The 21,313-nt window shown below is 63.4% G+C and carries 18 protein-coding genes and 1 tRNA gene; 8 read left to right on the top strand and 11 right to left on the bottom strand.

Annotated features, from left to right (window positions below; all coding sequences use genetic code 11):
- The first annotated feature begins 33 nt into the window (after positions 1 to 33).
- The 3 genes from GR158_RS14995 (at position 34) to GR158_RS14985 (ending at position 3,681) form a co-directional block, all read left to right on the top strand.
- On the top strand, positions 34 to 825 hold the full coding sequence (locus GR158_RS14995; RefSeq protein ID WP_160871614.1) for a WecB/TagA/CpsF family glycosyltransferase: 792 nt from the start codon (positions 34 to 36) through the stop codon (positions 823 to 825).
- Positions 826 to 927: 102 nt separating this feature from the next.
- Positions 928 to 1,872 (top strand): glycosyltransferase, encoded by a 945-nt coding sequence (locus GR158_RS14990; protein ID WP_160871613.1) that lies wholly within the window; start codon positions 928 to 930, stop codon positions 1,870 to 1,872.
- Positions 1,873 to 2,001: 129 nt separating this feature from the next.
- The gene (locus GR158_RS14985; RefSeq protein ID WP_371731654.1) at positions 2,002 to 3,681 is read left to right on the top strand and encodes a hypothetical protein; all 1,680 of its coding nucleotides are present in this window, start codon (positions 2,002 to 2,004) and stop codon (positions 3,679 to 3,681) included.
- Between the two features lie 46 nt (positions 3,682 to 3,727).
- Here GR158_RS14985 and GR158_RS14980 read toward each other — a convergent pair whose 3' ends face one another.
- From GR158_RS14980 to GR158_RS14960, 5 genes are read right to left on the bottom strand one after another with little or no spacing between them, the layout of a single operon-like run.
- Positions 3,728 to 5,173 carry an aspartate aminotransferase family protein gene (locus GR158_RS14980; RefSeq protein ID WP_134650606.1) on the bottom strand — a complete coding sequence of 482 codons (1,446 nt, stop codon included), beginning with the start codon at positions 5,171 to 5,173 and terminating at the stop codon, positions 3,728 to 3,730.
- A 10-nt stretch (positions 5,174 to 5,183) separates the two neighbouring features.
- Positions 5,184 to 6,194, bottom strand: a complete 1,011-nt coding sequence (locus GR158_RS14975) for an NAD(P)-dependent oxidoreductase (RefSeq protein ID WP_134650605.1) — start codon at positions 6,192 to 6,194, stop codon at positions 5,184 to 5,186.
- A gap of 48 nt (positions 6,195 to 6,242) precedes the next feature.
- Positions 6,243 to 6,665, bottom strand: coding sequence for an EamA family transporter (locus GR158_RS14970; protein WP_134650604.1), 423 nt, complete (start codon positions 6,663 to 6,665; stop codon positions 6,243 to 6,245).
- 7 nt (positions 6,666 to 6,672) lie between these two features.
- The gene (locus GR158_RS14965) at positions 6,673 to 8,025 is read right to left on the bottom strand and encodes an FAD-binding oxidoreductase (RefSeq protein WP_160871611.1); all 1,353 of its coding nucleotides are present in this window, start codon (positions 8,023 to 8,025) and stop codon (positions 6,673 to 6,675) included.
- Positions 8,025 to 9,464: a UbiA family prenyltransferase gene (locus GR158_RS14960; RefSeq protein WP_160871610.1), complete on the bottom strand. Its 1,440-nt coding sequence runs from the start codon at positions 9,462 to 9,464 to the stop codon at positions 8,025 to 8,027. The genes GR158_RS14965 and GR158_RS14960 overlap by 1 nt, the downstream gene beginning before the upstream one ends.
- Positions 9,465 to 9,781: 317 nt before the next feature.
- Here GR158_RS14960 and GR158_RS14955 point away from each other — a divergent pair, with 317 nt between their 5' ends.
- Both GR158_RS14955 and GR158_RS14950 read left to right on the top strand, forming a co-directional pair.
- Positions 9,782 to 11,296 carry a GumC family protein gene (locus GR158_RS14955; protein WP_160871609.1) on the top strand — a complete coding sequence of 505 codons (1,515 nt, stop codon included), beginning with the start codon at positions 9,782 to 9,784 and terminating at the stop codon, positions 11,294 to 11,296.
- A 17-nt stretch (positions 11,297 to 11,313) separates the two neighbouring features.
- Positions 11,314 to 12,651 (top strand): O-antigen ligase, encoded by a 1,338-nt coding sequence (locus GR158_RS14950; protein ID WP_160871608.1) that lies wholly within the window; start codon positions 11,314 to 11,316, stop codon positions 12,649 to 12,651.
- Between the two features lie 3 nt (positions 12,652 to 12,654).
- Here GR158_RS14950 and GR158_RS14945 read toward each other — a convergent pair whose 3' ends face one another.
- Positions 12,655 to 13,599: a glycosyltransferase family 2 protein gene (locus tag GR158_RS14945; protein WP_160871607.1), complete on the bottom strand. Its 945-nt coding sequence runs from the start codon at positions 13,597 to 13,599 to the stop codon at positions 12,655 to 12,657.
- Positions 13,600 to 13,809: 210 nt separating this feature from the next.
- Between GR158_RS14945 and GR158_RS14940 the strand changes: the two genes are divergently transcribed.
- Positions 13,810 to 14,868 carry an endo-1,4-beta-xylanase gene (locus GR158_RS14940; RefSeq protein WP_160871606.1) on the top strand — a complete coding sequence of 353 codons (1,059 nt, stop codon included), beginning with the start codon at positions 13,810 to 13,812 and terminating at the stop codon, positions 14,866 to 14,868.
- Between the two features lie 3 nt (positions 14,869 to 14,871).
- A complete protein-coding gene (locus GR158_RS14935; RefSeq protein ID WP_134650597.1) occupies positions 14,872 to 16,299 on the top strand; it encodes a polysaccharide biosynthesis C-terminal domain-containing protein in 1,428 nt (475 codons plus the stop codon).
- 13 nt (positions 16,300 to 16,312) lie between these two features.
- On the opposite strand, the gene GR158_RS14930 is transcribed toward GR158_RS14935, so the two are convergent.
- From GR158_RS14930 to GR158_RS14915, 4 genes are all read right to left on the bottom strand, one after another.
- Complete coding sequence (locus GR158_RS14930) at positions 16,313 to 17,488, bottom strand: hypothetical protein (RefSeq protein WP_160871605.1); 1,176 nt, start codon at positions 17,486 to 17,488, stop codon at positions 16,313 to 16,315.
- Between the two features lie 169 nt (positions 17,489 to 17,657).
- Positions 17,658 to 17,734: transfer RNA gene (locus GR158_RS14925), tRNA-Met, on the bottom strand.
- Positions 17,735 to 17,868: 134 nt separating this feature from the next.
- A complete protein-coding gene (gene mnmA, locus GR158_RS14920; protein ID WP_134650595.1) occupies positions 17,869 to 19,065 on the bottom strand; it encodes a tRNA 2-thiouridine(34) synthase MnmA in 1,197 nt (398 codons plus the stop codon).
- Positions 19,066 to 19,248: 183 nt separating this feature from the next.
- Entirely contained in the window at positions 19,249 to 19,998 is a 750-nt protein-coding gene (locus GR158_RS14915) for a LuxR family transcriptional regulator (protein WP_134650594.1), read from the bottom strand.
- A gap of 438 nt (positions 19,999 to 20,436) precedes the next feature.
- Between GR158_RS14915 and GR158_RS14910 the strand changes: the two genes are divergently transcribed.
- Positions 20,437 to 20,712 (top strand): DUF1153 domain-containing protein, encoded by a 276-nt coding sequence (locus tag GR158_RS14910; RefSeq protein WP_023515011.1) that lies wholly within the window; start codon positions 20,437 to 20,439, stop codon positions 20,710 to 20,712.
- A 36-nt stretch (positions 20,713 to 20,748) separates the two neighbouring features.
- Here the strand turns inward: GR158_RS14910 and GR158_RS14905 are convergent, their stop codons facing one another.
- Positions 20,749 to 21,243, bottom strand: coding sequence for a paraquat-inducible protein A (locus tag GR158_RS14905; RefSeq protein WP_160871604.1), 495 nt, complete (start codon positions 21,241 to 21,243; stop codon positions 20,749 to 20,751).
- Positions 21,244 to 21,313: the final 70 nt, after the last annotated feature.

The raw sequence follows: 21,313 nt of genomic DNA, 5'->3' as shown, positions 1-21,313 counted from the left end.
TTCGCAGACGTTGCAATGTCAGAGGTGTGCCTAATGGAGACGGACGGGCTCGGAGGAGAGCGGCAGGATCGGGTCGACCAGACCACGATCATTGGCGGTCTGCCGATCACGCTTCTCGATCTGGAGGAATCCGCGCGCCTGTTCGTCGAGGTCGCGCTTTCGGCGCGCGCCGGCAACAAGCGTCCCTACTATTCCACCTCTGCGAACGGTCAGGTCATCGCGCTCGCGCGCAGCGATGCGCCATTCAAGGCCCTGCTGCTTGGCGCCGACCAGATCCATGCAGACGGGATGCCGATGGTGCTGCTCTCGCGCTTCTTTTCCCGCAAGGCGCTGAAGGAACGCGTGGCGACCACGGACCTCGTGCACAGCGTCGCCGCGCAGGCCGAACAGGCCGGGCTCAGCTTCTATTTCCTCGGCGGCACGCCCGACGTCAACCGCACGGCCGTCGCGCGCCTTCAGGAGGCCTATCCGAAACTGCGCTTCGCGGGTGCCCGTGACGGCTACTTCACCGCCGACAAGGAACCGGCCATCGTCGCCGAGATCGCCGCGCTGAAGCCCGATATCCTGTGGATCGGGCTTGGCGTGCCGCTGGAGCAGCAGTTCGTCGCCCGCAACATCGACAAGCTCACCGGCGTCGGCGTCATCAAGACCTCGGGCGGCCTGTTCGACTTCATCTCCGGCAAGAACAGCCGCGCACCGGCCTGGATGCAGAATGTCGGTCTCGAATGGCTCTACCGCACCATTCTGGAACCGCGCCGGCTCTTGTCGCGATACCTGAAGACGAACCCCATCGCGCTGTGGCAGATCATGTTCAACTCGCGGTGAGGCAGATCGCGGGTGAGGCACACGCATCCCCGCGTGCCCGAATTTTGCAACCGAATACAAATGCAGCGTGTGTATTTACAGCATGGTAACCCGGCGATGCGAATGCTCGATGAGCCACGGTTACGGAGCAAGGCCTTGACGTCCGTCTCGATTGTCATCCCGGTTCGCAACGGCGAGCGCTACATCGAAGAAGCGCTCGAGAGCGTGCTGCGGCAGGGCCCGCTCGTCCGCGAGATCCTCGTCATCAACGACCGCTCCACCGACGGCACCGCTGCGAAGGTGGCGGCGATGAGGGATCCCCGAATCCGGCTGCTCGACCATTCTTCAGGGCGGCAAGGCGTTTCGGCCGTGCGCAATGACGGGCTTTTGCAGGCGACCGGCGAATGGACCATGTTCCTCGACGCCGACGACCGCCTGCGCGACGGCGCGATTGCCGCCCTGCACAAGGGTGCGGGCGACGCGGGCACGGTGGCCGTCTATGGCGACTACGAGCGCATCAGCGAAACCGGTGCCAAGATCGGCCGCCGCAACCTGATCCGGGCGCGGCGCAAGAGCGACGGGCATGTCTTGGAGACGCTGCTTGGCCGCAACTTCATCGTCAATGGCGGCATCATGCTGGTGCGAACGGAAGCGTTCCGGTCGATCGGCGGTTTTGACGAGACCCTGCGCTATGCAGAGGACTGGCACGGCTGGTGCCGGCTGGCCGCGCTCGGGACCTTCGTCTACCTGCCCGGCTGCTATGTGCTCGATTACCGGGTGCACACCGCAAGCGTCATGATGAAGAAGCTTCTGACCTATGCCGATTGCAGCCCCGCGATCGATGCGGTCTTTACGGACCCGGCCATCGTTGCGGCCGTCGCACCCGATCGCTTGACGGAGTTGCGCCGCAAGGCAGAGGCCCACATGAACGCCTATGTCGTGGCACAGGCGTTTCGCGCGCACCGCTATCGCGATGCCTTCCTTTCGCTTGCCGACACGATGCTGAACCGCCCGCGACAGAGCCCGCGCGCAATGTTGCTGTCGGCGGCCGCGCTGGCGGGAATCTGAGGCGCCGGGCCTTCTTTTTACGTGAAGACCACCGCCAGTGCTTGCAACGGTCGGTCGACTCGCGCGAGTTTCGCATCTCGCTTTCCGCCGGGCCCGATGCGGCCTTGCCCAAGAACGATTGGATCGACCGTGACGCCGACAGCCCAGCAGCCTTCCGCCATCCTGCGCGCCCTCGGCGCGCCCGCATTCTGGCTCTGGCTGACCGTCGCGCTGCTGGCCGCACTGCTCTGCATCCGGCTCGTGCTGCCCATCGGCCCGATGTACTGGGACACGTTCCTGTATATCGATGCGGCGCAACGCATTGCCGTCGGCCAGATGCCGAGCGTCGATTTTGCCGCGCCGGTCGGGCCCCTCGGCTACTACCTGTTCGCATGGGGGCTGAAGCTTTTTCCGGCGGCGCAGCCGCTCCTCTTGGCACAGTGGTCGCTCCTCGTCGTCATCGCCCCCCTGATGGCGGTGGTCGTAGCGGAGGTGTCGAAGACCAGTCGCGGCCTTGCCTTCGCGCTCCTCATCCCCGCACTGGCCTTTGCCGCCTTCCCCGCCAATGCGCAGTTCTACCATCCCCTGCCCGGCGTGGACGGCTTCGGCATCTATAACCGGCAGGGCGTCATCCTGCTTTACGTGCTGACCTGCGGGCTGCTCTTCCTGCCTGACGGGCGCCGGCTCGCCCTGTTCTGCGCTGTTGCCGGCCTCGCCCTGTTCACCATCAAGATCACCGGCTTTCTCGTCGGCGGCATGCTCGGTGTCGTCGCCATGCTGTCCGGCAGGCTTTCCGTGCGGACCGCCCTTGTTGCGGCCGTTGCCTTTGCAGTGCCGCTCGCAGCGCTTGAGCTCGCCACCGGAATGGTTTCCGCCTATATCCGCGATATCCTGCAACTCGCCGCGCTCAACGAAGGCACCTTCCTGCCGCGCTTCCGCACGGTGGTTTCGGCTAAATTCGATGTCATCGTGCCGGCGGCTGCCCTTGCCGTGCTTCTCGCCTGGCTCGATCTGCGTCATCGTGACCGCTCCGTACGCCTCCTCGACAGCAGCACGGTATGGTTCTGCGCTGCGATGGCCGGCGGCGTGATCTACGAGACGCAGAACACCGGTAGCCAGGAGTTCATCTTCATCTGGCCGGTCCTGCTGATGATCTATCGCCGCGTCGCACCGCTGCAAAAGCGGACACGCGTCATCTTCGTCGCGCTCGCCGCCTTCTGCACCATCCCGACGGCATCGGCCATCGGCGCCAAGACGCTCAGGGCCGTCGCGGTGATGCCGCTTTACGAGCAGCCCGACCTGTCACGCCTGCGCAATGTCGGCCAGGTCTCGGCCCGCCATGACATCCTGGCGCGCGCCGAGATGCTCGATGACCACTTTGCCAGCTTCGAACCGGCCTACGAGGACCTTGCCAGGCACGAGCAGATGCCCGGCTGGCAATACTACGCCGAACCGGACAACCAGCTGCAATGGCTGCTCTCGGCAAACAGGATGCTGGCGGCGCTGGAAACGTTCGAGACATCGAACAACATCCGGCTCGACAGCGTCATGACGCTCGACTTCACCGACCCCTTCCCCTGGATCCTGAACCGCACGCCGACCCGCCATGTCCAGATCGGCCGCGACCCGTCGAGAACCGTCGGCGAGATGACACCGCAGACCCGGCAGGCCATTGAGGCGACGGCGGGCGTGCTGAAGCCGAATTGCCCCTATACCTGGGCGCGACGGGATCTGCAGGCCACCTATGCCCAGGCGCTCCAGGGCCGCAAGGTCATCGCGCTCACGCCCTGCTGGGATCTGCTGCTGCGGCCCGACCTGCAGGCGCAATAAAAAAGGCCGGGTTTCCCCGGCCTTCTCTTCCCCTCAATATTGCCGATTATTTCATCTGCGCCGTCACGAAATCGCGGACGATCTTGACGATGCCGCGCGACAGGACCTCGTCCAGCGCGGTGATGAAATCGTCCACATGGCTGCGCTCGCAGATGAGCGGCGGCTCCAGCCGGATGACGTTGCGGTTGTACTCCGTGAAGGCCACCAGCACGCCGTGATCGCGCAGCAGGTGGCTGCCGATGAAGCCAGGCAGCGAGCCCTTGAGCTTTTCGTCCAGCACGGAAAGCAGCGGACGCAGGACCATCGGCATGGCCTGGGAGAAATCGTGGAACTCCAGGCCCACCATCATGCCCTTGCCGCGCACCTCCTTGAGGAGCGTCGGATAACGCGCCTGCAAGGCCCGCAGCCGCTCGAGCAGATAGTCGCCGACCTCTGCCGAGTTGTCGATCAGGCCCTCGTCGTAAAGCACATTCAGCGCTTCGATGGACGTGATGCAGGCCTCGCCGATGCCGCCGAAGGTGGCCATGGCATGGATCATCGCCGTCTTCGGCGTGCCATAGGCCTTCATATAGACTTCGCGGCGGGCGATCATCGCGCCCACGGCCGCCTTGCCGCCGCCGAGCGACTTGGCGAGCGCCGTGACGTCGGGCACGACGCCGTAGTGTTCGAAGGCGTAGAACTTGCCCGTGCGGCCGAAACCGCACTGGACCTCGTCGGCCACCCACAGTACGCCGTACTGGTCGCAGAGCTGGCGCAGCTTCTTCCAGAAGGCCTCGTCTGCCTGGATGATGCCGCCGCCGCCCTGCACGGTTTCCAGCACGATCACGCCGATCTGCGGATCGGAGCGGAAGGCGTTCTCGATGGCTTCGATATCGCCGAAGGGCACGCGCACATTGTTTTCGACGAGCTTGAATTCGCCGCGGTAAAGCTGGCCGTCCGTGATGGACAAAACACCCTTGGTCTTGCCGTGGAAGGAGTTCGTCGCATAGACGATCTTCGGCCTGGCGGGGCCGGCGGCGCGCTCGGCCACCTTGATGGCGGCCTCCATGGCCTCCGAACCGGACGAGCCGAGGAACACCATGTCGAGATCGCCCGGCGAGCAGGCGGCAAGGTTATGGGCGAGTGCGGTCGCATATTGCGACATGAAGGCGATCGCGATCTCGTGGCGCTTCTCGTTCTGGAAGGCCTGGCGCGCGGCGACGATGCGCGGATGGTTGTGGCCGAAGGCCAGCGATCCGAAACCGCCGAAGAAGTCGAGGATCTTCCGGCCATTCTGATCGTAGTAGTACATGCCGTCGGCACGCTCGACCTTGATCTTGTGGAAACCGAGCAGCTTCATGAAATGCAGCTGGCCGGGGTTGAGATGGCTGGTGAAGATCTCCGTCATCTTCGCAAGCTCGAGCGCCTTGGCATCCTCGACGGAAAGAAGGGCGGGCTTCGGCGTGACCGGCGTGGAGACCTCGGTGTGGGCGAGGCGGACTTGACTGTTCATGGTGCTCTCCTCAGGCCGCTTTGGACTGGCCGACATGGGCTTCGACGCTGCCGCCGATTTTCTTGCGATATTCCGTATAGGCGGCGATCAGCATGTCCTCGTCGCGATACTGCGGCACCCAGCCGAGCTCGCGCTCGCCCTTGGACACATCGAGAACGCACATTTCGTCGGCGATGAGGTACTGCTCGGGATCCATCAGCGGCATGTTGACGAGATCCAGCATGTTGAGGACCTGCTTGACCGCCCAGGCCGGCGTCGGCAGCAGGATCGATTTCGAGCCGGCATGCTTGACCAGGTCGCCGAGCAGCTTGCGCACCGGCGGCGGGTTCAGCGAGCCGAGATTGTAGACCTCGTTCGGCACGCCGGCCTTGAAGGCCGCATGCGCGGCCGACGCGCAGTCGAACACCGAGATGAACTGGTAGGGATTCTTGCCCGAGCCGATCATCGGCACCGGAAGATTGTTGTCGATCAGCTTGAACAGCTTGGACAGGATGCCGAGGCGCCCGGGGCCGATGATGAGACGCGGACGGAAGAGCGAGATGTTCATGCCACGCTGGCGCCACGCGGCCGCCAGTTCCTCCGTCTTGAGCTTGGAGAGCCCGTATTCGCCCAGCGGCGCGCAGGGGTGATCCTCCGTCTGCGGCCAGGTATAGGTGTGGCCGTAGACCATATCGGTGGTGAAGTGCACGAGCGATTTTGCGCCCGCCGCATCCATCGCCTTGATGATGTTCTCGGTGCCGTAATAGTTGACCGGGAAGAAGAAATCGTGGCGCTTGGCGCGCACCTGGATGGGCGACAGCATCTTGGCGGACAGGTTGTAGACCATGTCGTCGGCGCCGATGCCGAGCCTGGCGATGGACGCCGGGTCCGTGACGTCGGTCTCCACGAAACGCACGTCGCGATAATGGGCGAGATCGCTCTTCACGATGTCGGCGACGACGACCTCATGGCCGTCGGCCACGAGGCGAGGTGCGAGGTAGCGCCCGACAAAACCGTCACCGCCGAAAATAATATGTTTCATGGTCCTATCCCTGTCTTATCTGATGGAGTTCTTGTTTGTGGATCGATGTCAGGTCTTGTTGAGCTTGTAGCTCGCCGCCGCGGTTTCGGCTTCGGCCGGCTTGCTGCCGCTCTGCGCAATCAGGATCGTGCCGACGCAGATGAAGGCGATGCCCGCGATCTTCAGCGTGCCCAGTTCCTCCTTGAACAGCAGCCATGCGCAAAGCGCGACGGCGACATAGGCAAGGCTGAGGAACGGATAGGCGAAGGAAAGGTCGACCTTCGACAGCACGTAGAGATGCGAGGCCATGGAGATCACGAACATCGCCAGCCCGGCGAAGACCCACGGATTGAACACGATCTGGAAAATCTTCTGGATCAGCGATTCCGAGGAGAAGCTGAGCGGGCCGAGCGTGATCATGCCGTATTTCAGGAGCAGCTGCGCGGCCGCATTGGTCATGACCGTGAACAGGATGAACGGAATGTACTTCATGGTGTCCTCATATGTCCTTGCAGCCGGCGGTATCATCGCGGCCCTTCAGCGTCAGCGCGGTGCGCCGCCAGAAATCCGAGCAGAAAGCGGGGTCGCGCATGTTTTCCAGCGCTTCCCATTCCGGGAAACCGGCCTGGAAGGTCTGGGCACGCATCCGCCCGTCCTTGTAGGGATTGACCCGTCCGCCGGCCGCGACCGTCATCCGGTCGAGGGTTTCGAGCAGGGCATGGGTCGCGGCACCGCGATTGGGAAAATCCATCGTCAGGGTGTAGCCGGGTCGCGGGAACGACATCAGGCCCGGCGACGGCACAGCCCCGAACCGCTTCAGCACGGTCAGGAACGAGGCATGACCGGCTGTACGGCTGGCTTCCAGCATCGCCGGAATGACCGCACGTGCCGCATCGAAGGGAATGACGCTCTGGTGCTGGTAGAGACCGGCCGGTCCATAGAGCCGGTTCCAGTCGCCGATCCCGTCGAGCGGGTAGAAGAATGCGCCGTAACCGCTGAGATGCGGCGCTTGCTTGCGCTTCTTGGCATGGAAATAGGCGCCGTTGAACAGCCGAAGGCTCAAGCCGTTGAGCATGGAAAACGGCAGGTCGAAGGGCACGCTCAGGCGCGCTACCCCATCGTCCGTCTTGAAGTTGCCGTTTCTCGCGTGATTGCCGGTGATCAGCACGCCACGGCCGGCCGAAGCACCGGCGGCAAGCTGATCCACCCAGGCGACCGCATATTCATTTTCGGCGTCGGCGGCCTCGGCCAGATCGAAATAGCCGTCGAGATTGGCGAAGGCGGTGATCCGTTCCTCGATGTCGAGCGAGCCGACGGGCATGAGGCGGAGCTTCGCGCTCAGCACCAGACCGGTCAGGCCCATTCCGCCGATGGTGGCGGCGAAGAGACCGGAATTCTCCGAAGACGAGCAATGATGCACGACACCATCGGAGCGCAGAAGCTCCAGGCTCTCGACATGGCAGCCGAAGGTGCCGCGGACATGGTGGTTCTTGCCATGCACGTCGTTGGCGATCGCGCCGCCCAGCGTCACGAAACGCGTGCCCGGTGTCACCGGCAGGAAATAGCCGAAGGGAGCCGCATGCGCGATGATTTCGGCAAGGCTCACGCCCGCCTCCGCCTTGATGAGGCCCGTCGCGGGATCGAAATCGATGATCGCGTGGCGCGCGCGCATCGCCACCAGCGCCCCCGCATCGTTGTGGCAGCTGTCACCATAGGAGCGGCCGTTGCCATAAGCGAGCAGGCTCGGAAGCGTGCCCGTCGGGCGACGTAAGGCGTTCAGCGCGAAATCGAGCGCGAGGCCCTGTCTTTCGTGCCGGTCCACGCGACCGAAACTGTCGAACGCTCCCCGCATCACATGAAACTCGCGACAAGGAGCAGGGAGGCGCCCAGCACGATAAAGGCCTGGCTGCGCCAGTCGGTGGCGATGAACACGACGGGATCGTCATGCATCTCGCGGCGATGCGCGAGGATCCACACACGCACATTGATGTAGAGGACGATGGGCACGATCGGCCAGATGAGCCACGGCTGCGCATAAAGCTCGGCGATTTCCCGCGACTGGATATAGAGCGACAGAACGAGCGCCGCCGCGAAGGCGGATGCCACGCCACTCTGGCCGACAACTTGGATATCCTCCGGGCGATAGCCGCGGCCGGCGATCCTGTCCCGCTCGTCGACCGTCGCGCCCTGCAATTCGACATAACGTTTGACGAGGGCGAGCGAGAGGAAGAAGAACAGTGCGAAAGCCACGAGCCAGAACGACAGCGGCAGCTCGGTCGCGGCCTTTCCGCCCAGCAGGCGAAGGCTGTAGAGGCCGGCGAGGCACAGAACGTCGATCAGAAGCATCCGCTTCACCGCCAGCGAATAGGCGGTCGTGGCGATGAGATAGATCACGATGACGAAAGCGAATCCCACCGGCAGCAGCAGGCACAGCGACGCCGCGGCAAGCAGCAGGCAGGCCGACATGGTCAGCCCGAACGGGATGGACAGCGCGCCGGAGGCAAACGGCCGGTTGCGCTTGGTGGGATGACGCCGGTCGAGCGGCAGGTCGATGATATCGTTCAGGATATAGATCGCCGAGGCCGAGAACGAAAACGCCAGGAAGGCGATGGAGGAGGCGATGATCGTTTCCGAATAGGCGATCGTATGGGCCAGCACGGCCGGGGCGAAGACGAGCAAGTTCTTCAGCCACTGATGCACCCGCAGCATCTTCACATAGGTCTTCAGGCTCGCCTTGTGGGAATCGAAGCGCTGGGTGCCGTGGCGTCGCTGATAGCGGTCGGCGGCAGGATCCGGCGCGACGATGATGGCGCTGCGCGCGACGTCGAACACCGGGATATCCGCACGATCGTTGCCGGCGAAGTCGAAGCCCTTTTCGCCATAGGCGGCGCAGAGCGCAGACGCCTTGCGTTTGGCGGACAGGTTGTTTCCCGCACTTGTCGAATAAACCGCGCTGAAAATCTTCAACTCATCCGCGACGGCCCGGGCGATCGGCTCGGCCGATGCGGTCGCCAGCACGATCTGCCGCCCTGCCGCATGCTCGCGGCGCAGGAAGGCGAGAAAGTCCCTGCGATAGGGCAGATGGCTGGCATCCACGGTAACGCGCCGTGCGATCTCCCATTTCAGCCGCGCCTTGCCGGAGCACAGCCAGACGGGAAGCAGGAAAAGATAAAGCGGGTTCTTCTTGAGGAGGAGGAAGACGGTTTCCCACAGCATATCCGTCGAGACGAGCGTCCCGTCCAGGTCGACCGCCAGCGGTAAATCCATTCTATGTTGTACAGGCGCGTTCATCGTCTCAATCAGCTCCCGGCCCCTCGCCCGCGCCCATGATGCGGGCCGCAGGACGGTTTGCCTCCGTGGAATTCGCCGAAACCCTAGATGGAAAGATCGGAAACTCCCGTTAATGGGATAGACCGCCACGACGTTAGAGGCCGGCAAACTGGGATTACAGTTAAGAAACCTTCAGTTTCAGTGCATCGGAACGCGACACTCCAGCGCGCAACGTCCCCCGGATTTGCGCGCACCAGAGTTCCCTTCGAAGTGGCATTTTAATCGGCTGTTAAGGTTGATTTGTTCTAAACGATCGTGGATTCGCTGCGAGCTCGACGATGTACACTGACCATCACCCGGACCGGGGACACAGGAAGCGGCTGCGTGCATCGCCGCCGGCTGTCGCCGCTCACACGTCAAAGCCGCGGGTGAGCGCACGCGACTATCTGAAACGCCGCGACACGAACGATTACAGCCTTGCCCAGCCTGGCTATTCCGCTGAACGCGATGTACCGGAGGAGGAAACGGCAGGCACGTCCGGCTGGCTGGACCTCTTCACCGTCTCCAATCTTTTCGGGTGGCTGCTTGCCTACAAGCTGATCATCCTCGCGGCCGTCATTGTCGGCGGCCTCGCGGCCGTCGCCTTCCTCAAGTTCACGCCGCCACGCTATACGACCTATGCCGAACTGCTGGTCGAGCCGACGGATCTGAACGTCGTGGCGGACGACATCTTTTCGCAGAGCGCACAGCGCGACTCGCAGCTGCTGGCGGTCGAAAGCAAGCTGCGCCTCATCACATCAGGCAATGTCCTCGAACGCGTCGTCACGAGCCTCGACCTCGCGAAGGACCCGGAATTCGGCGGAACCCGCGCATCTGACGCGGACCGGAACGCCCTTGCCGCGCTTGAAAAGCGCATCGATGCCCGGCGCGACACACGTTCCTTCCTCGTCAGCCTCAGTGTGTGGAGCGGTAATCCCGACAAGTCCGTCGAGATCGCCAACAAGTTGATCGAATCCTTCCAGGATGAACTCGGCAATGCCCAGGTGGAAGGCGCCGGTCGGGCCGCCAAGGCGCTTGTGGCCCGCATCGACGACCTGAAGGTCGAGGTGGAAAAGGCCGAAGCCAAGGTGGAGACCTTCAAGCGCGAAAACGGCCTGCGGTCGAGCGCCGGCGAACTGGCAAGCTCGACAAGCGCGACCCGCGTCAACAGCCAGGTCATCGATGCGCGCGCACGGCTCATTCTCGCACAGGCGCGCCACAAGGACCTGACCTCGAACGATCCCGAAAGCCGCCTCAACGCCGCAAGCGCGCAATCGGAAACGATGACCGCCCTGCTCACGCAGCAATCGCTGATCCAGCAGCAGATCCGCTCGCAGTCGGCGGTTCTCGGTCCCCGCCATCCGAGCCTTCTGGCGCTGAAACCGCGCGCCGACGCGATCCAGTCGCAGATCCAGGCCGAAATCCAGCGCGTCGTCCAGGCGAGCAAGGCCGAGCTTGAACAGGCACAGGGCGCCTACGACCGGCTGAATGCCGAGCTCGGCACCGCCCAGTCCGTCGTCTTCAAGGAATCCGAAGCGCAGCTCCAGCTGCGCCAGCTGGAGCGCGAGGCACAGGCAAAGGCGTCTGTTTACGAAAGCTACATGAACCGCGCGAGCGAAGCCGCGCAACGCCAGCGCATCGATGCGACCAATGTGCGTGTCGTGACCCAGCCGATGCCGCCGATCCACCGCAGCTATCCGCCGCGGGGCGTCATTATCCTCGCTGCCGGCTTGATGGCCGGGTTCATCGCCGGCGCAGGCCTTGCCATCCTCTTCGGCCTGTGGCGAAGCCTTTCGCCACGCCGGGCAGGGTAATGCCGGGGAGGACCGGCATGGCAACGACCGCCGTCATCAAGCCCTTCGAGCACGAGACCTCCGCAAGCCGCCGCTCGGTCAGGCCCATCCTCTTCATCGTGATGGCGTATTTCTGGATCACGCTTTCGCCGCTGCCCGACATGTCCGAACTGACATCGGACGCCGGATGGGGCGCGAACTCCAGTGCGCTCAATCAGGTCATCGTGCTGCTCATGGCCGGCGGTGTCCTCGCCAGCCTCGCGGCCACGAAGGCGTGGAAGCTCATCTTCCAGCAGCGCCTTCTCCTGGCGCTCATTCTCGTGTGGTTCACGGCCACGGCCCTGCTCGGCAACGACCCTTCCGCCGGCTTCCGGCGCATGATGTTCGTGGTCATCGTCTGTTTCTGCGCGAACGCCTTCCTGCTCGTGCCGCGCAGCCAGGCGGACTTCACCTTCACCCTCGCCTGCATCGTCAGCATCGTCGTCGGCCTCTCCTATATGGGCGTGATCGCGCTGCCGGTGCGCGCTATCCACCAGGCGACGGACGGGCTCGAAGCTTCGCTCGCCGGCAGTTGGCGCGGCATCTACAGCCACAAGAACATCACCGCCGCCGCCATGGCGATGGCCGTCTTCATCGGGCTCTACATCGCGTCCACCGGGTCGAAACGCCTGGGCTGGGCGCTGGCGGTCGGCGCGCTGCTTTTCGTCCTGTTTTCCGGCGGCAAGACCTCGACGATCATGGTGCCCTTCACCCTGGTCGTCGCCTGGGCCTTCGAGCGGTTCAGAAAGATCCGGGGGCTGATGGTGTGGGGCATCCTCATCGTCGCCAACACCATCCTCCTCGGCTCGGCATTGTCGCCCTCGGTTGCGGACACGCTGACGAGCCTCGGCGTCGATGCAACCTTCACGGACCGGAGTTCCATCTGGCGGCTCTCCATCGACGCCATCGAACAGCGGCCGCTGCTGGGCTACGGCTTCCAGTCCTTCTGGCAGACCCAGGCGCTGTTCGACAGCGACGCCGCCCTCGAAACCTGGGCCGTGACGGCGGCAAACGCCCACAATGCCTATGTGGAAGCGATGGTGAATGCCGGCGTTCCCGGCCTGATCCTGACATTGGTCTGGATGGTGTATTCGCCGCTGCGCAACGCCGCCGCAGCGCTGGAAAGCGAAAACGATATCCGCCTCACACGGCTCTTCCTGCGGATCTGGCTTTTCGGCCTTTTCCTGTCGTGCCTGGAAAGCGCTTTCTACGTGAACACCGGGCCGGTGTGGTTCACCATCCTGCTCAGCGTCTTCGGTCTGGGCCTGCAGGCCCGCTCGAAGCTTTCGAAGGGCGATGGTCCGGCCGTTGCCGGCAAACGCGCACGACGCGGATGAACCTCAGGCCTTCGCCTCATACGGCCGCGGCGTTAGCCCCAGAAGCGGCGCCATGCGGCCAACCGACATCAGCAGCGGATGCGTCGCCGGAACGATCTCGCCCGTCCGCAACAGGATCCCCAGCGAGCGCACGACGCCGAGACTGAGGCTGACGAGGTTCTTCGCAAAGACCTTCACGCCGGCAAAGGCGCCCATATGCAGCCGGTCAATCACGAAATTGATGCTGCCTATACGGATCGACCGCTTCATGAGCCACTTCGGATTGGACCGGTCGGACGGAACCGTCTCGTGGATGATCGCCTCGGCGCACCACCACGTCTTGTATCCGGCGAGCCGGCAGCGGGTGAAGAACTCCATGTCGCCGCCGCCCAGAAAATTGAAACGCAGGTCGAAGAACGGTGCTCCGAAGCGTTCGAAGACGTGCCGCGCGATCAGGCAGTTTCCCGATCCGTGGATCATATTGACCTGACGGGTCGCGCCCTCGATGGAACCAAAGATCGCATGGTTGCGGATGGACGCAGGCACATCCGCATCGAATGTCCGCGTGACGGGCCCGCCGACGATATCGGCAGCGGTGCGTCGCGCCGTCTCCACCATATGTTGCAGCCAGCCGGCTTCGGCGATCTCGTCGTCATCGATCATCAGAAACCAGCGCGCCGACGGATAGGTGTCGAGCGCGGAGGAAAAGGCGCGGTTGATCGCATGACAATTGCCCTGCGACGGCTCGATCTCCAATGTGGAGGGTATATCGGTCGTATTGAGCATCGCCTTCGCCACGGCGTGGCCGGCGGGATTGGCCGCGTCGTTGTCAACGACCACGATGGCGAAGGGAAAGTCGGTTTTCTGCGAGAGCACGGATTCGAGCGTCTGGCGCAGCCAGTCCGGGCGGCGGAAGGTCGGGATGCAGACCACGGCGTCCACGTTGCTGTCGAGAGGGGTGCTGTTCATTACATTTTCCGCGAAATCGAGCCGCGCGCGACCGGTGCAGGGATCGCGACGATGGTTCCGACTTTAGATTTGCCGTCTGAAGAACGCGTTAAGGACTACTCTTAACGTTGCAATTACCCGTCGGCCCTATGATCGCGGGAACAAGCCAGCCCCGCTGGCGCAGCCTTGCGCGCATGAAGCGCCGCGGGTCGAACGGAAAGTGTGGCTTGAATGCGCAGACGAGATTTCGTCACGGCGGCCGGCGCCGCCGGTCTTGCACTGTGGACCCGCGGGCTCTTCGAGGGCGCCGCCGCCGCATCGCATTCGGCCATTCCCTTCGGGGCCGCCGTCAGCGACGGGCCGCTCCAGACGGACGCCGCCTACCAGAAGGCCCTCATCGAGCACTGCCAGCTCCTCGTGGGCGAAGGCGGGTTGAAATGGGCGGATCTGCGCCCCTCCCCCTCGCAATATGTCTATGACCAGCCCGACCGCCTCATCGCCTTTGCAGAAGCCAACGGCATGAAGATGCGCGGCCATACGCTTGCCTGGTATGCCGCCATGCCGGACTGGGCGCTGCAACTGAAGGGCGAGACCGAGACGAGCCGGGAGCTGATGACGCATATCGAAACCGTCGTCGGGCGCTACAAGGGACGCATCCCGAGCTGGGACGTCGTCAACGAGGCGCTTTCCGATGATGGACCGCGTGTGGGCCTGCGCGACTCCGTCTGGTCGGCCAATCTCGGCGAATATTACATCGACCTCGCGTTCCACACCGCCCGCGCCGCCGACCCGGCTGCCCAGCTCGTTATCAACGACTACGGGCTCGAGGCAGCGACGGCGAAATCCAGCGCGCGCCGCCGGGCGATGCTCGATCTGTTGCACCGCTTGCGCGACCGTGATGTGCCCGTTCAGGCGCTCGGCTTCCAGGCCCACCTTCCCGGCAACGAAGAGATCGACAAGGACGAGGTTTCGCGTTTCGTGTCGGACGTCAAGGATATGGGTCTCGACGTCCTGGTGACGGAACTCGATGTGATCGACGACCAGCTTCCCGCCGACATCAAGGAGAGAGACGCGATCGCCGCCAAGCGCGTCGGCGCCCTCCTGGGCGCAATCCTTGACGTCACGCGGCCGACCGCCGTCGTCACATGGGGCATAACGGACCGCTATACCTGGGTTCCCATCTGGTACAAGCGCGCGGACGGACAGGTCAACCGACCACTGCCACTGGACGAGGACTACAGGGAAAAGCCGATGATGCGGACGATCAAACAGGCCATCGCGGGGGCCTGAGGCATGTTGCGGCAGGCTTCCACATATCTTGCGGCGCATATGGTGTCGGCGATCCTCGGCTTCTTGTCCATCGTCGTCTTCACGCATCTCTTGACGCCCGATCAATACGGCCTCTACGTCGTCGTCATGGGGCTTGCCGGCGTGATCTCGGCAATCGCCTTCTCCTGGATCCGGCTTTCCGTCGTCCGCTTCAATCACGGCGGACCGGAAACGGATATGCGCGGCACCGCCCTCGTCTGCTATCTCGGCCTGCTGCTGCTCGCCCCAGTTACGGCCGGCATCGCATCCGTCCTCGCGAATGTGCCGTTCTGGCAGGGCGCGTTCGCCGTCCTCGTCGCTTTCCTCCTCGCCTTCTTCGAATTCGGCCAGGATATCTTCCGGGTCAGGCAGGAGGCGGGCTCCTATGCGCGCGCCGTCATCCTGCGTTCGGTCGCTTCCTTCGCCCTTTCCATGGTTTTCGTGCTTGCGGGTTACGGAGGGGAAGGCTTCCTGATCGGCATCTGTCTGGGCTATGCGCTGGCGGCACTGGTTTCCGCGCCCAGCGTCTGGCGGGCGCCCCGCCGCGGCTTCGACCAGGCGATCCTGCGCAATCTCGTGCAGTTCGGCGTGCCGATGACCATTTCGGGCGGCGCCTTTGCGCTGCACGCCCTGCTGGACCGCCTCATCATCCTCGCCTATCTCGGCGAGGCCGGTGCCGGAACCTACGGCGCCGTCGCCGATCTCGTGCGGCAGATCATTCTCTTCCCGTCCATCGCCATCGGCTCGGCCATCATTCCCGTCGCGGCGAGGCTGTTGGCGAACGACGAGCCTGTGGCCGCCCGCCATCATCTGGAGCGCAGCGCCGAGTTGCTGCTGGCCGTCGTGCTGCCGGCGGTCGTAGGATTGGCGCTTGTCGCGCGCCCGCTCTCGCAGCTGATGCTGGGCGCAGAATTTCGCGAGGCGGGCGAAACGGTCATGCCGATCCTCGCCTTCTCCTGGCTGTTCCAGGCGATCACCCAGCAATATGTGCATGCAAGCTTCCATCTCGGCCGGAAGCCGTCGATGATGCTCTATCAGGGGCTGGCGATGCTCGCGGTCAATCTGGGCGCGATGTTCCTGCTCGTACCGTCCTATGGCCTCGTCGGCGCGGCCTGGGCGCTCGTCTTCACCGAATTCTGCGGCATGGTCCTCGGTTACGTGCTGTCGTTCCGGGCCCAGCCGCTATCCTTCCGGCTGACGGATATCGGCAAGGTGACCCTCGCCACGGCGATCATGGCCGGATCGACATTCGCCGTGCTGGCCATGAGCCCCTTCGGACCGGCCCTGTCGCTGCTGCTCGCCGTCAGCGTCGGCATCGCCGCCTACGGCCTTTCGGCCATCCTGCTCGACGTGCTCTCGCTGCGCGCGACGGCCTGGACGATGTTGGTCCGACTGCGCGCCAGGCTGGCCTGATTCCCGAACGACGTCAGCCCGCTTTCCACCGCGCGAAATAATCGATCAGGTCCTGATCGATCTCGTGCACGGCGGGATCGAAGGCGTCGCGATCGAGGCGATCGTACTTCCAGTTGCTGGTGATCTCGCGGAAGTGCCGATAGCAGAAATCCGTACTTACCCGCATTGCCGGCAGCCAGCTTAGAATGCGATGCACGCCCCACTGGGCCTTTTCCGGGCAGCGCCGCGGCACGGCCGTCCACTTCGGAGGACAAGCAACGCTATCATAGGCAAGCAGGCCCAGCCGGCGTGCCATTCGGCGGCGTAAAACGGTATCGTACTGCGCATGCCGCCGGAGCGTACCATCCAGGACCTTCGTCCTGTCTGTCCCGACGATCCAGCGGCCGCGATAACGCACGACGCCGAACGGATCCTTTTCGGCGGCAGCGAACACGCTCCTGCCCGACGTCGACAACAGCAGTTCATCGACATCGCCGGTCTGCACCGAACGCGCCTCTGCAAGCAGGCGCCAACGGGCATGCTCCAATGCACCCAGTTCACAGAAATCCGAATCCCAGAACCGGCGGGCATCGAGCCCCTGCGGTCCGAACTTGAAGGGCCACGACAACACCTCGACGGCTTCAAGCCCCCCGAGCCTGCGAAGCTCCTCCTTCACGGCCTGGGTCACGTCAGTATCCGAAAGGTTGTCATAGAGCAGCAACGCATCTGCACCATGGAACCGTTGGTTGAAGCTTACCCAGTCGCGGATCCAAACCGGATCGTTGTTCTTGGTTTTCGTCAGCAGCACGCGACGCCCGGCAAAGCGTTCGGACAGATTGGCCCCGACGACCACCTCGGCGCGGTGCCCCCCGAGGGTCAGCGAGAGGGCCGTGCAATCGGTCGGCGCCTCCACGATGATCTGCATATGGCGGTCGAGCTTGCGGTAACGAAACGCACAGACGCCGTTGCCGGGCAGCGCACGGATGCTGTCAGGCCGCAGCAGCGGCTCGAGATTGAAAAGCGGCGGCCCGAGCAGCACGACCTTGCCATCCAGCCGGCGAAACGCATCGTAGATCAGGACATCGCTATCGAACTTGCGATCGAAATCATCCGTCCTGAATTCCGCCGGCCGCTGCGGCTCCCGCTGGAACGGCGAAAAATCCGAAAGCCGGACGATCGACAGAAGAGATGAGGACGGCGTTTCAGTCATAATGCATTTCGCACGTTGCAAGCCACCTGCGCGGTGACGCGCAACGGGCGGGAATAAACTGGCAGCATCCTATACGGGAGAGCTTCCCCGTTCGTTAAACAACGGACGGTGTCGACGTATGCCGTCCTTCGAACGCGCATTCTCGATATGATTTCCCGGGAAAATTCGATGGTAGCGGAGGAGGGATTCGAACCCCCGACACAAGGATTATGATTCCTCTGCTCTAACCTACTGAGCTACTCCGCCGCCCGAAGGGACGATCGACAACGATGTGCGTTCGCGTCCGGTGCGCGGCTTATAAGGCGCTGTTCCCGCGGGTGTCAAGCGACCTTCGCAGGAAAAATCGCTTTGTCCGCAAGGGCCTTGGCAAGGGCTTGGCGCTAGGCGGCGACCGGGGTCGACAGGATGCGCTTCAACGCCTCTTCGGCCGCGGGCTCCCGCTCGGAGCGCTGGATGAAACCGCCGCCATAGATGCGGGCATCCTCGCCTTCGCCGGAGTAAAGTGCACAGGCCTGCCCCGGAGCGACACCGGCCTCGCCTTCTTCAAGCTCGACATAGATGCCGCCTTCGTTCGCCTGAAGGCGCGCCGGGCGCGGCGGACGGGTGGAACGGACCTTGGCGTAGCAATCGAAGCCGGCGGCGGCGACGGCATCGAGATCGCCGTCTCCGAGCCAGTTGATGTCACGCAGATAAAGGCGGCGCGTTTCGAGCGCTTCCTTCGGGCCGACGATCACGCGCCGCGAGCGCGCATCGAGATAGACCACATAAAGCGGTTCCCCCGTCGCCACGCCGATGCCGCGGCGCTGGCCGATCGTGTAGTGCAGGATACCGTCATGCTGTCCCAGATGGCGGCCATCGATATGCACGATGTCACCGGCCAGTGCGGCGTTGGGCTTCAGCTTGTTGACGATATCGGAATACTTGCCCTGCGGAACGAAACAGATGTCCTGGCTATCCGCCTTCTTGGCGACGACAAGGCCCATGTCTTCGGCCAGCGCGCGGGTTTCAGCCTTGGAAAGATGGCCGAGCGGAAAGCGCAGGTAGTCGATCTGTTCCTGGGTGGTGGCGAAAAGGAAATAGCTCTGGTCGCGTTCCGCATCGACGGGGCGATAGAGCGCGCGGCGCTCCGGCGCGCCCGGCACCGGGTTGGGTCGCGAGCGGATATAATGCCCCGTCGCCAGTGCGTCCGCGCCGAGATCCTTGGCGGTCGCCAGAAGATCGGCGAACTTGACGGTCTGGTTGCAGGCGACGCAGGGGATCGGCGTTTCGCCGGCGACGTAGCTTTCGGCGAAGGGATTGATCACCGTTTCGCGGAAACGCTTCTCGTAGTCGAGCACGTAATGGGGAATGCCCAGCGTTTCGCACACACGGCGCGCATCATCGATGTCCTGGCCGGCACAGCAGGAGCCGGCGCGGTGCACGGCCGCACCATGGTCATAGAGCTGCAGCGTGATGCCGAGAACGTCGTAGCCCTCGCGTTTCAGAATGCCGGCCACGACGGAACTATCGACGCCGCCGGACATGGCGACGACGACGCGGGTATCTTCCGGCTTGCGATCGAAATCGAGACTGTTCACGCGAGGTCCGTTCCGGTGCGCGGGACCCTTGTCACCGGACACCTTGTCCTGGGGCCGAAATCGGCCGTTGCGGCGCCCCGTCAAACCGGAGCGCCTTTCGGGCGACATATAGAAACTTGCCGCTCCAAGGGCAAGAGAAGGCCTGAAACCGCCTCGTTCGGACCACCAGCGCGTCCGACGCCCTCAGATGAGGCGCAGGCGCATGGCGATGGCGATGGCCTGCATGCGATTGACCGCTTTCAGCTTGCGGGTCACGCTCTTGAAGTAGCTGCTGACCGTATAGACGGAAATGCCGAGGATGACGGCGATCTCGTCGCTGCTCTTGCCGGCGGCAGCCCAGCGCAGGCACTCGACCTCGCGGCTGGAGAGCTTTTCGCGTCCGGCGGTGGCCGCCGTGAAGGTCTTCTCGAGACATTCGAAAAGCTGCAACGCGGCGAAATGCAGCTCCGCGAGCTCCGGGCGCGACAACGGTTTGCGGATGCCGGAAAACATCATGAGATAGGGGTCCGACGTCGTGGAGTGCAAAAGGAACGCCGTCGAGGTGGAAAGCCCATGGCTTTCGGCAAGCGCGACCGCCTCGCCGGCCTGGGTGTTCTCCCAGTCGGCGGGCGCGAGAAGCGAGCTGTCGCCCTGCACCGGCAGCTTGGTCGCACCCGTGTCGAGCGCAAGCCGGCTGATGTGGAAGAGGTTCATCGCATCGTACTTGCGCACGAGATCGGCCGGCCAGTTGCTGACCATCAAGCGCTCGGCAAAACGCTGCTGGGCATTCGCCGGAAAGCGCGTCACGAGAAAGTGCGTGAAGGAGAAATGATTGGCGCACTGACGCATGAGGTGAAGCACCTCGTATTCGGTCTGCACGGTCTCGATGTTTGCCGCGACCAGAAATTCGGGCAACCAGCCCTGCCGCACGAGCATGTTGTCTTGGTCTTTCATTTTCCGTTTCCAACGCCGGCGCTTGCGCACCGGGCTCGGGTGTATTCTCGTCCGGAAAATTTCAGGGGCACCCGGCGTTCAAATGGCGGCGAAAAACGCCGCTTAAAGCCATCTCCCGAGGGGAAACAGCTTGCGGATGGTATGCGATTGGGTGCTTCCTGGAGGCTTCCGGTGCCATCGATCCGATAGCCGCCTCCGAATTTTGGCGCGTATTAGCAGTATTTGAATAAAATAGAAATGAAATATTTGCATGGCTCCCATGCGGGCCATGCGGCGGGCAATCCGCCCGACGTTGCGGAAAGTAAAGCGTTTCCAAGCGGAGCTTTGCCTGCGAAGCCGCTCAAAAGATTAGAAAATTGTTAGCATGCGCTTAGGCAAATCTTAAATGTGGCGGGCTACAGTTCGCTCATATGGTCTTGCGTTTATGTAGAGAGTACAATGACCGATCTGATACGACCCCGCGTTAAATACGTCATCGGCCCCGATGGCAGCCCACTGACGATCGCCGATCTGCCGCCGGCCAATACACGGCGCTGGGTGATTCGCCGGAAGGCCGAAGTCGTCGCCGCCGTGCGTGGCGGGCTGCTCAGCCTCGAGGAAGCCTGTGAACGCTACACGCTGACGGTCGAAGAATTCCTGTCCTGGCAATCCTCCATCAACGACCATGGCCTCGCCGGCCTGCGCACCACGCGCATCCAGCAGTACCGCCACTAGGCAAGTCCACCATTCGTCAAGACCGACAGCGGCCGCTCAATGCGGCCGCAATGTCGTTTGCAGAAGGCCCGTCATGATGGCCGAGGCTGCATAGAACCACAGGCCCGGCTGCGTGAACGCCGAGGCCATGCCGCTCGTCTTCGCCGCGACGATGACCAGCGCCACCAGCATGACATCCATCATCGACCATTTTCCGAGCACCGGCAGCAATCGCGCAAGCCAGGTCTTCTGGCTGCCGGCCGACGCGGGCGCTGTCGCCTCCAGCGTGATGGCGAACAGTTTCACCACCGGAAAGACGATGGAAAACAGCGCGATCAGCACCGCCAGGCCGCCACTCCCCTGCCCCCAGAGCGAAACGACGATATCGATCAGCGACGGTGTTTCGCTGAAAAAGTAGAGCTTCTTGAAATGCACAAGCGGCAGGACGAGGCCGAGCGCCAGCGACATCGCTGAGAGAACCAGGAGAACGGGCACGACGAGAATCATGGGCGGTTTCACGTTTCGAATTGCCTTCGATACCACCCGCCGCATCCGGATGCAGCACGAACTGTTCACCGCAGCGGAGCTTGCCGTCTGTCCCGGAAGAGGAAAATATGGCGTC

Origin of the sequence: Shinella sp. AETb1-6, from assembly GCF_009826875.1 — a bacterium.
Lineage (GTDB): Bacteria > Pseudomonadota > Alphaproteobacteria > Rhizobiales > Rhizobiaceae > Shinella > Shinella sumterensis.
Note: the sequence above shows the minus strand (reverse complement) of the source record. Positions and strands in the feature narration are given on the sequence as shown.